Raw genomic sequence first — 11,267 nt, forward strand, 5'->3', positions numbered from 1 at the left:
TGTTATCTCTCCCCCTTAGTTAATGACAGCTCGAGCTGCATCATGACTAGAGAATGTATATTGCTCTGGAGAAATAGAATCTAACAAATCCGTCACTAGTTTTGAATTTTCATCTTCTTTTGTGTACTCTTTTCTCCAATCAACAGTCTCAGCTAATGTTGCACGTAATTCTTGGCTACAAAACTCGAATAAGTTCGCAAATTCAGCTGCAACTTGATCTTTTCTCTGTTTAAGGTTTTTGTTTCCTATATAGAAATAACCAAAACAGAATAGGGCCACAATGAATAAAATCGGAGCACCAAAGCCTATAAATGTAGATACAACTCCGCCAACTAAAGATGCCCAATGTTTTGCCGTTAATTTCACTTGTTTCATTGCGTTCTGTTCACGTTGTTCAATGTGATTTTCAAGGGATTGTACTAATTCCTGTTCATTCGATCCGTCCCTTGTTATTCCTTTCCACTGATCGATCGTTACTTCGATATCGATCGGAACACCCGCTCGATTTTCTGCAGTGATATCATCATGAGAATATTTTATCCATTCTTTAGACAATGCGATAGAAAGTTTTTGCGTTGCCAAAGAAGCGTTAGAAACTTCAGGATGCATTGCAAAATTTGTTAACAGTTGTGTGAAGGACACGCGTTCCTCTAAAGTCTTTTCATTATCAAACAACTGTTGTGCACGATCTTTTTCACCATCTTGTTCGATAATTAACGATAACAATCGCTCGTCTTTTCGTAGCGGCAATTCCTCATCATCAAATCTTGAAACAAGTGTGTCTAGTAAAGCATCCACGGCGTAACCAATATTTTTTGCTGGTGTGATTTCCTTTGAAAAAATAGTAGTAAAATAGTTATAAATAGTAGTATGAAGCTTTGCTCCTCGTAAACTATTTTCCAACTTCGTCCATGTAGGACTGTATTTTTTTAAATTAGGGTATTGATTTTCATTTAATTTTTGAACTTTTGATTCAAGAGCGACTTTCCATTGCTGATGTTGTTCTTCAACAAAACCAACCTTTTGCGATAACTCTTCAATCCAAGCCTCTATTTGTTTACCTGATTTAATTCGCGCATCAGGTCCAAATATGCCATTTGTAAACCCATCTATTAGTATTACAATCTCTCTTTCTAAATTATGAGGGTCTTGCAATCCTAAATAGCGATCAAGCCAATCTTTACTTGCTTTATATCTTGCCCCACGGCGTGTTACCAATGCGAAGAATAATGAGGATTTTTCATCATCACGGCGCAAAGCTTCTAGCATTGCTTTATCAGCTAATTCTTTGTTGTCATTCAACCACGCAGAAAGAGCGATTAAGCATGGTGCCAGCCAATAGCGTGGTGCAGCCAGCATATGCTCTTCCGTTGAATTTTCGATCGTTTCTTTTTTAACTAGACTGACATCAACAGCTTGAAGAATACCCGTAACACGACGGCGAACTTCTCCGTAATAACCGAAGTTTGTCTCAATTTCTTGTCGTACTTTTACAATTCGTGTTTCAGCAAGATGAACATTTTTCTCAAACGTATCTTTCCGAACATATTCATGAAACTCATTAATCAGTGCTTCTAAATTAGCCTTTGTATCCTGCACTTCATAATTAACAGATTCCACTTGGTTGGAAACATGATCCATATTGTTTGCTGATGTTCGAAGGTTATTTTCAATTGTACTTAGATCTGCTGCATGTATTATACGTTCTGACACTATTTATCACCCCTGAATTACAGATACATCGCCATTTGCGGTTATGGCACGTAGCGTATCGTTATATACTTCAATAAAGACATAGTTTGGATGGAGGGCTATTCCCCTACCTCTATCCATTTGTGATGGAAGCATTTCTCCTTTTTTATAATGCTCCACAATATCCAATTTAACATCTAGTATATGGACCTCATAAGGCTCCCCTAAGTAACACTTGGCAATGATACCAATTGGGTATTGATAAGGAGTTAAATCAGGGAATTCATTTTGAATTGCTTGTATTAAATCATTTATTTTGGCTTGGCTACTTGTTACTCCGCAAGCATCAAGTTTGGCAACACACTCAACATAAGCTTGAGATCGTTTTTGACGTAAACGCTTGTCAAGTGCCATTCCAGTTAATTCAAACGTTGTACGAGAAACCTGTTTAGGAGACACCGTAACATTTACTTTCTTGTCTACATTCATATTAATAATCGGACGCCTCATTACTTTACTCCTTCCAAAATCTCATTGTTACGAAAATTAAAAACGATACTCTTTTATTACTTTAACAATATGTAGATTTTACTATATAAAAAAATGAAAATGAACCATTTTTTACATTTCTTTGATTTTATGGGGGGGATATATATTTATTCACATTAATTAATCCGTATTTAACTAAAAATAAAGAAATAAAGATGAAATAAAAAGACCTTATTCATCAATAATTTACTTAAAATTAAAATATATATTAATTTTATAAAGTGAAAATTAATTTTCATCAGCTACTTAGTATTTTAAACTTAAAGATATAATCCTTTAATACTAGCGAATTTATCCTTTTATTGATTTTATAGTTATTTATTTGTATAATAATACAATATTATTTTAAAGGAGTGTCACTATTGAAAAAACATATTTTAAGTTTATTTCTTGTGATGTTTGCTATGATTGGATTCGCTTCAACAAGTCATGCATCAGATACGATTTATTTAGAATCTGGCAACACACATTCAAACACACTAACATCTTCAAAAGAATCACAGTGGTATCAAATTAATACTACGCAAGATAACAGCGATATTAATATTTATTTAGCAAACACAACTGCGCCAATCAAATTTACTCTATATGATAGTAATAAAAAATCAATTAGTAGTTCTAACTCATCTTATTTCGAATCTTTAAAAGCTGGTACATACTATATTGAAGTTTATGGTTCCTACTGGGGTGATAGCTATTCTAGTGGTTCTTATGAAATTAAAGCGACGTATAGTAGTGGAAAAGTAACTCATGATTCAACTACTTTTGAACCTAATGATACGCGTGAAAATGCTTTCCCTATTCAGTCAGGAAAAAAGATTTCTTCTTTAATTTCGAATGAATATGATGCAGATTTCTATAAATTTAGTACGACTGTAGACAATGGTGATGTTAATATTTATTTAGCAAATACATCTGCACCAATCAGATTTAATTTATATGATAGTAATAAAAAATTAATTTCTAGCTATAACTTATCTCTTTTCGAATCTTTAAAAGCTGGAACATATTATATTAAAGTTTATGAATACGGTTGGGGTAGTCAATACTCTTCTGGTACGTATGATTTAATTGCGACTTATTCTACAAATTCTAAAGAGCACAATCCATCAACATTTGAACCTAATGATACGCGTGAAAATGCTTTCCCTATCAAATCAAATGTTCCAATCACATCTCAAATTTCAAATAGCAATGATATTGATTTTTATTCAATTACGGCAAATAAAGAAGGAAATATTAACATCTCGTTATCCAATACTTCAGCGCCAGCACGTTTTGAAATCTATGATGCAAATAAAAAATATTTGGGTAGTAGCTACTCACAGTCTTATTCAAAATATTTAGCAGCCGGTACATACTATATCAAAGTTTACAGTGACTCTTGGGGTGATCAATACTCTTCAGGAACGTATACTTTAACTGCTGGTTATCCAAATTCAATAACAAAAAGTAATGAGATTTTATTATATTTAAATAGTAAAACAGCCTATATTAATGGTAAAAGTAAAACACTTGCTGTTGCCCCTTTCACTAAAGAAGAAACAACATTAGTTCCTTTACGCTTTGTAAGTGAAGAGCTTGGTGCAAAAGTTAACTGGAATTCTAAAACTAATGATATTACTGTACAATTAAACGGTACAAAAATTGTATTAAATACAGATAGCTATTATGTAACTGTTAACGGCAGTTATAAGAGACTTCAAGTAAAACCTGAAGTCATAAAAGGCACGACATTTGTACCACTTCGCTTTGTAAGTGAAGAACTTGGTAAAACTGTACTATGGAACGCTAAAAACAAGAGCATTTTAATAAAATAATTACAATAAAAATCTCTAGTAAACAAGGAGCTTACTTTGTTTACTAGAGATTTATTTGATACGGATTCTGGCAGTTTTTTTAACTTTATTTTTCTCTCGTTCTTGAGCGACTTTCTCTAATAGTTGAATAAATTTTTTCTGTTCTTTTTCGCTACTCTTTAGTAGATAAACACGAATAGAGCTTTCTAAATACTTTCTAACATGTATATTGATAAAGAAGCTACTATGATGCCGGTCATCTTCATATAAATCATTGAACCATAAAGATAACCTTAATTTCTTTATATTGCGCTCAATTTTTCGGGAGTCTAAGCCTGTGTCAGGCATAAAAACATTTGTTGAAGTTAATAGACTAATTGCTACACCTATTGAGTAAATAGCTGCTAATCCTAACCATTTTAGTAAGAACCTTTTCATTATAAGTGAATCTCCATCTATTTTTATTACTAGGTTGCATTGCTTCGAACTATTGAATATGTACTGACGAACTAAAAGTCCGCTATGAAATTATAGCATAAAAATCTTACCTTTCTTTCCCCGTCTGGAACTTTTTTATAAAAATTTGATAGTTACTAAATTTACAGAAGTCCAGGTTAGGCCCCTAGTGAAACAATGATACACTTGAGAATACAGATTCAGGAACACCCCCTCAAAGCGTACCTAGAACGAAAAACAATTCCTTCAATAGCAAAAAGTCACCATTTTCACTTTCGAAAAATGATGACTTTTTATTATGTCCCAAGCTCTCTTTTCATAAGTGCACTTCCTTATAGTGCGGTTTACTGCGTCAACATAACAGACTAAACCTTTTCCTTTAATAATTTTCTTTTCTTCTTATTTTTATACATCTTCGCATCTGCTTGGCTAAACAACTGCTCCATAACGCCGTAAGAGGAATTGCTATATTCATATCCGATAGATATTTTAATCGATGAGAACGGCAAATCTTTATAGTCTCTTTGCATTTTCATCTCAACATTTTTTAAATATTGCTCGACTTGTAAAACGCTTTTATTTGGAATAAGAATAGAGAATTCATCACCACCGATTCTTGCTATAAGCATGTCATTATCTGCATAAGCTTCCAAACAAGCTGCTGTTTCACAAACTAATTTATCTCCCATTTGATGACCATATTCGTCATTAACCCATTTCAGCTCATCTAAATCTGCTAGGACTACTGTAATCGGGTCGTTGCGTTCGTTAAAATGAGCCATCTTTACTTGAAAATAATCACGATTATACAAATTTGTTAAGGCGTCATGAGTAGATTTGTACTCTAATTGCTGTTGTAATACGATTTTATCATTAATATTTCTAAATAAACCTTGTATAGCTACAAACTTGCCGTCCTTATAAACAGGCGTAGCATATTCTTCAGACCAAATGTATTCCCCTAGATGATTTCTTAAGCGTACCGTAATAGGCTGGTTAAAATTAAGTGTCCCTACTATTTTCTTTACTAAGATCTCATAATCATCTGGATGGATTATTTCGAAAATTTTATCAGGATCCTGTACATGATCTCTTAATGCATTTGGACCAAGGAGATTATTAACAGTAGGACTTAAATATAGATATTTCAACTTAGGAACCGTCTCACAGTAATATAAAATATCACGTATATTTTCAACCGATTCCACCAGTGGTTCTAATAACTCTACTTTTTGTTGAAGCTTAAATTTTTGATAATGTAGGCGTATACATAGTAGTAAAAGTCCTATTATTATCCCCCCAAAAAAAATCCACATAAAAAAACCACCCTCATTTAAATTGTGAAAATTCATTTTCCCGAAAATTACAACCGAATCTATTTTCCAATTTTTTTCAACATAAAGTAAATTATACCTTCATTTTACCTATAACAAAATGCTTATATATTATTTATACAATTCTTCCATATAATATAATAAAAAAATGACTTAATTGAGTAGCTGCACAGGTAAATCAATACTTTAGGACTTTCATTTTTACCGCACTTACTTATGATACGGTCTACCGAAACTATTAAACCGGTCCCCCTATATTCCAATGTGGAATCAAAACTAATCATTTTACGCATTTCTGTACAATTAAACTCTCTGTTATGCTCAAACAAAGGAGATGAGGGAAATGACACAAAAATGGAATGCGAATTTATATGATCAAAAACATGACTTTGTTTCAAAATTTGGAGGAAGCTTAGTTGATTTGCTGGCTCCACAAATAAATGAAAGAGTTTTAGATGTCGGCTGTGGCACTGGTGACTTAGCCCATGAAATTGCTACTCATGGCGCCCATGTTCAAGGGATAGATGCCTCCCACGATATGATTATTGCTGCACAGCAAAAATATCCATCCATTACGTTTCACACAATGGATGCTACAGCACTTCATATAACCAATCAATTCGATGCTGCCTTTTCAAACGCTGCATTACATTGGATGAAGCATCCGGATGCGGTCATCAAAAACATTCACAGTGCACTTAAACAAGGTGGTCGCTTCATCGCTGAAATGGGTGGACACGGTAATATTGCTTCTATTGTTTGGGCGCTTCAAAAAAGTATGGAAGAATATAACCTTCCTTATATTGAGGAATATTTCCCGTGGTATTTTCCAACTGTAGAAGAATATCAATCGAAGTTGGAAGGTGCTGGATTTACAGTTGACATGATTTCACTATATGAACGTCCAACACCGCTTCAGGGCGAGGATGGGCTACGAAATTGGTTAGTAATGTTCAGCACTAATATGCTCCAGCATTTATCGGAAACTGAAAAAGAACACATTTATGCAAAATGCGAACAATTATTAAAGCCAATGCTTTATCAGAATCATCAATGGGTTGCTGATTATTGCAGATTACGTTTTGTTGCTATAAAAAAATAACAATCATCTCACACATGAAATCGTAGAAAGCATTGACGAATAATTAAGCACGAAAAAACGCTTGGAATATATCCAAGCGTTTTTCTAACTATTTATTTGTTTGAAATTCCCGATTGCATTTCGTAATTCCTAACAAGCATACCGTTTGATTTGATCATGCCAAACTCTTCATAATAAGGAACTAAGTCATTGTCACAACACAAATCAACCATATAAATATGATCAAGTTCCTTTAACATTTGATTGACTAATTCCTTGCCAATACCTTTTCCTTTATAATCCGGCAAAACTTCAAGAAACGGAATATAAGCGGATAGAACCCCATCGCTAATCGCTGTAATAAATCCAACTACTTGGTTCGCATGATCGTCTAAAGCAATAACTACTTTACTACTATTTTTTAGCAACTTTAAGTGAGTTTGGGGATTTGGTGGATTCGGCCAATCCACAAAAAAGCCGTTCAACATCTCATCCGAAATTCCATCAATAGAATTTTTGTATATCATCATATATCAACTCCTAAATTATTTTAAATTTTTTTAGGTAGATGATACACATCAATAATAAAGTAGCAAAATTGCAACCCCCATACTTTTTCGGCATTACTACAAATATTCGATTCAAATTCTAAAAATCCTCTAATTTGATTTTTACACTAAATTAATGAAAAATTGGCCTTTTTTAGCTTAATGTTCTACTTTAATCACTTTAACAATCTATCAAGAACGAGGTAATAAAATCACCATCACACCAATCAAACAAATACCAGCTCCAACCCAATCTAATATGTCTGGTTTTTCTCCGTCTATTCCCCAGCCCCACAAAATGGAAAGGACAATAAAGACACCTCCATAGGCAGCATAGACCCTCCCAAAGGTTGGAAAGGATTGAAAAGTAGCGACTACTCCATATAAAGCTAACGCAATTCCGCCTAAAACGCCCCAGTAAAATGGTTTACCTTCTCTTAACCAAAGCCATATTAAATAGCCGCCTCCAATTTCCCCAATACCTGCAAGGATAAATAATAATGTTGCACCTATCATTTTTTTCACTCTTTCTATTCATATTTATAAGAAAATTTGCATTGTCTGCTCTATTATACATAAAAGCACTTTCCCATTAACGAAATCAAAAAAATTCGCTTTTCTCCTGTGCAACCAAAAGCAAAAGGTTGTTTATTTTAACGGGAGAAATGCGAAATATTGTAAGTACATATCGCTATTTTATTTTTACTTTACTTCTCTTCTTTTTACTTTCTTCCACTTTAATACAACCCCCAGTAAGTAATTGTATCCGTTAGGCCGATTAGAATAAGAATAATCCCCGCTACGACTTGAATCACTCTCCCCATTTTCATGCTTGTACGCATAATAGACCTTTTTGCGTCAAATAAATGGATTAGCCCCAGCATCACTAGAAGTGGCACAGAGGTTGCAATTCCAAAAACGGCCGGCAAAACTACCCCATATGAAGAGGTTACAACAGTAGGCATTAACCATACGAAAAATAGTACAAACATCGTAGGGCAAAATGCAATGGAAAAACTAGCCCCCATCAGAAAGGAGCCCAATTTTCCCTCTTTTAAAACAGCAGGAATATAAGTAGGGATTCGATTTAAAAATTTTAATTTTAAAACTCCAATTAGGACGAGCCCTGTTATTAGCATGATTGGACCAATAGCTTGACGAAAAATTGGAAAATACTTTGTCATCTCCGTTTCAAAGGACTGACCGAATAGCCAGGCGAATAAACCTATTAAACTAAAAACAACGACTTTCCCTAATATAAAAAAAACAATTTCCTGCCAATTGTTTTTCATTTGCAAAGATCGATTTCCATAAAAAGTGATAGCACTCATATTCCCCGTTAATTGACAAGGTGCTAAAGCGCCTACTAATCCGAGAAGAATTGCTATAATGAATGGGGAATGTTCATAGGCGTTTAAAAATACTGTTATAGGTTCACTGATTATTTGACTTATTTTCGATATTAAACTATACATACATTCACCTTCTTTTGTAACTTACCCGCATTAGCAAGTTACTTCCAATTTAGCCATTCATCTTTCGTTACTATTAAACTCAAAAATTTATTTTCCCTGCTTTCATTTTTCCCACTCTTCTTAAACTAGTTATGAATTCCGATATTCCCCTAGTATAGAAAGTAAATGTGAATAAATGATGCAGATTAACGTAAAAGTTCAATATAATTAATTCTAATTTGCTAACCGTTTGTAGATCGTATGACAAACCGATAAAAACGCCTCTATATCCGCTGTTACATATTTCGTTTTCGAAACAATATGGGAACATTCCATTAACGAATAACTATGAAGCAATTGCTAATGAGAATCTGCCTTAGTACACTCTTTGATATCGAAATGTATTTACGTCCTAAATCCTTTCCTAAACAAATCATTAGCAAGAATGGTCCTAAATAAAAAAGCAGTTAAAGATCACCCTCTTTCATGATCTTCAACTACTTATTATTTTCAATTAATGAACAGCTTGCTTCACTCTAGCTAATATTTCATCAGATGTTGTTAATTGTAATGCTTCTGTTGCTAATACTCGCATATCCGCTACGGATAAATGTTTAATTAAGGTACGTGTTTTTAAAATGGATGTTGCACTCATTGAAAATTCATCTAGACCTAAACCAAGTAATAGTGGTACAGCATATTCATCCCCTGCCATTTCACCACACATACCAGCCCATTTATTTTCTTTGTGAGCAGCATCAATGACCATTTTAATCAAACGTAGAATAGCAGGATTGTACGGTTGATATAAATAAGATACTTTTTCATTCATACGATCCGCTGCCATCGTATATTGGATTAAATCATTTGTACCAATCGAGAAGAAGTCTACTTCTTTCGCAAAAATATCTGCCATCACTGCTGTTGATGGAATTTCAACCATAATGCCAATTTCAATCTCACTTACCGTTACGCCTTGTGCAAGTAGGTTTTCCTTTTCTTCTAAAAGAATCGCTTTCGCGTCACGGAATTCTTGCAATGTCGCAATCATAGGGAACATAATTTTTAAGTTACCGTAATTGGATGCCCGTAGTAATGCACGCAATTGTGTACGGAAAATGTCTTGATACTCTAAACATAGACGAATCGCGCGATGACCGAGAAACGGATTCATTTCTTCTTGAAGCGGTAAATATGGTAAATTTTTATCTCCACCAATATCGAGTGTTCGGATGACAACCGCTTTACCTTCCATTCCTTCTAATACCGTTTTATAGGCCATAAATTGTTCTTCCTCAGAAGGTAAATTGTCTCGTCCCATATATAAAAACTCTGTACGATATAAACCGATTCCTTCACCACCGTGACGTAGAACGCCTTCTAAATCATTTGGTGACCCAATGTTCGCAGCTAGTTCAACTTGAACACCGTCTTTGGAAATCGTTTTTTCGTTTAATAATGTCGCCCACTCTGCTTGTTGAGCAGTAAAGTCTTCTGCTTTTTTTCTATAGGAGGCAACTACATCTTCTGTTGGGTTCACAAGTACATCGCCTGTTAAACCATCCACGATTAATAAATCTCCATCTTGAATGGACTCAACTGCTGTACCTGTCCCTACAACGGCAGGAATTTCTAGTGAACGTGCCATAATGGCAGAGTGTGAAGTACGACCACCAATATCCGTTGTAAAGCCAAGTACAAAATTACGGTCCAATTGTGCAGTCTCAGAAGGTGTTAAATCAGTTGCTACAACAATCACCTGTTCATTAATATTGCTTGGATTTGGAATATGTACACCGAGTAGATGCGCTAAAACGCGGTTTGACACGTCTTTAATATCTGCAGCACGCTCACTCATATATTCGTTATCCATACCTTCAAATAATGATACAAACATCGTCGAAACTTCATTCAATGCATATTCAGCATTGACAGCTTCTTCGGCAATTTTTTGTTTGATCGGTCCAATTAATTCTGGATCTTTTACGACAAGTAGATGTGCACCGAAAATGGCAGCTTCCTCCGCCCCTAACTTTTCTTGCGTTAGCTGTTGAATAGCGGCTAACTCTTCTGCTGATTTTTCAAGCGCGGCCACTAAGCGTTGCTGCTCTGCATCAATATCCTGAATAGTTGTTTTCGCAAACGATAAATCCGGTTGTACTAAACAATATGCTTTTGCAATGGCAATGCCGTCAGATGCGGCAATACCTTTGAGTCGGATCATTGTGCTAGCCCCGTTTCTGAAATTAATTTTGTTAATGCAGTAAACGCTTGTTCTTCATCCTCCCCCTCTACGTGTAATGTAAACATTGAACCTTGTTTTAGAGCTAATCCCATAACGCCTAAAATCGATT

Annotated in this window: 11 protein-coding genes; 2 read left to right on the forward strand and 9 right to left on the reverse strand. The window is 34.5% G+C overall.

The features are described 5' to 3' along the window. Window positions 1-15 precede the first annotated feature (15 nt). Complete coding sequence (locus tag AC3WSK_RS17535) at window positions 16-1,713, reverse strand: hypothetical protein (protein ID WP_492414328.1); 1,698 nt, start codon at window positions 1,711-1,713, stop codon at window positions 16-18. A 6-nt stretch (window positions 1,714-1,719) separates the two neighbouring features. Continuing rightward, a complete protein-coding gene (locus AC3WSK_RS17540; RefSeq protein WP_492414329.1) occupies window positions 1,720-2,202 on the reverse strand; it encodes a hypothetical protein in 483 nt (160 codons plus the stop codon). A gap of 401 nt (window positions 2,203-2,603) precedes the next feature. Here AC3WSK_RS17540 and AC3WSK_RS17545 point away from each other — a divergent pair, with 401 nt between their 5' ends. Further along, window positions 2,604-4,061, forward strand: coding sequence for a copper amine oxidase N-terminal domain-containing protein (locus AC3WSK_RS17545; RefSeq protein WP_492414330.1), 1,458 nt, complete (start codon window positions 2,604-2,606; stop codon window positions 4,059-4,061). Between the two features lie 51 nt (window positions 4,062-4,112). Here the strand turns inward: AC3WSK_RS17545 and AC3WSK_RS17550 are convergent, their stop codons facing one another. Both AC3WSK_RS17550 and AC3WSK_RS17555 read right to left on the reverse strand, forming a co-directional pair. Further along, window positions 4,113-4,478: a nitrite reductase gene (locus AC3WSK_RS17550; RefSeq protein ID WP_492414331.1), complete on the reverse strand. Its 366-nt coding sequence runs from the start codon at window positions 4,476-4,478 to the stop codon at window positions 4,113-4,115. A 383-nt stretch (window positions 4,479-4,861) separates the two neighbouring features. Then, on the reverse strand, window positions 4,862-5,812 hold the full coding sequence (locus AC3WSK_RS17555) for a sensor domain-containing diguanylate cyclase (protein ID WP_492414332.1): 951 nt from the start codon (window positions 5,810-5,812) through the stop codon (window positions 4,862-4,864). A gap of 361 nt (window positions 5,813-6,173) precedes the next feature. Here AC3WSK_RS17555 and AC3WSK_RS17560 point away from each other — a divergent pair, with 361 nt between their 5' ends. Further along, window positions 6,174-6,932 carry a class I SAM-dependent methyltransferase gene (locus AC3WSK_RS17560; RefSeq protein WP_492414333.1) on the forward strand — a complete coding sequence of 253 codons (759 nt, stop codon included), beginning with the start codon at window positions 6,174-6,176 and terminating at the stop codon, window positions 6,930-6,932. Between the two features lie 92 nt (window positions 6,933-7,024). On the opposite strand, the gene AC3WSK_RS17565 is transcribed toward AC3WSK_RS17560, so the two are convergent. The 5 genes from AC3WSK_RS17565 to AC3WSK_RS17585 all read right to left on the reverse strand — a co-directional run bounded on the left by AC3WSK_RS17565 (window position 7,025) and on the right by AC3WSK_RS17585 (window position 11,262). Continuing rightward, complete coding sequence (locus AC3WSK_RS17565; protein WP_492414347.1) at window positions 7,025-7,438, reverse strand: GNAT family N-acetyltransferase; 414 nt, start codon at window positions 7,436-7,438, stop codon at window positions 7,025-7,027. Window positions 7,439-7,651: 213 nt separating this feature from the next. After that, on the reverse strand, window positions 7,652-7,975 hold the full coding sequence (locus tag AC3WSK_RS17570) for a YnfA family protein (RefSeq protein WP_079560229.1): 324 nt from the start codon (window positions 7,973-7,975) through the stop codon (window positions 7,652-7,654). Window positions 7,976-8,196: 221 nt separating this feature from the next. Beyond that, window positions 8,197-8,934 (reverse strand): urease accessory protein UreH domain-containing protein, encoded by a 738-nt coding sequence (locus AC3WSK_RS17575; RefSeq protein ID WP_492414334.1) that lies wholly within the window; start codon window positions 8,932-8,934, stop codon window positions 8,197-8,199. A gap of 493 nt (window positions 8,935-9,427) precedes the next feature. After that, window positions 9,428-11,137, reverse strand: a complete 1,710-nt coding sequence (gene ptsP / locus AC3WSK_RS17580) for a phosphoenolpyruvate--protein phosphotransferase (RefSeq protein WP_492414335.1) — start codon at window positions 11,135-11,137, stop codon at window positions 9,428-9,430. Continuing rightward, the gene (locus AC3WSK_RS17585; protein WP_492535079.1) at window positions 11,134-11,262 is read right to left on the reverse strand and encodes an HPr family phosphocarrier protein; all 129 of its coding nucleotides are present in this window, start codon (window positions 11,260-11,262) and stop codon (window positions 11,134-11,136) included. The genes ptsP and AC3WSK_RS17585 overlap by 4 nt, the downstream gene beginning before the upstream one ends. Window positions 11,263-11,267: the final 5 nt, after the last annotated feature.

Source organism: Lysinibacillus sp. EB271-A1-10B (assembly GCF_058791335.1).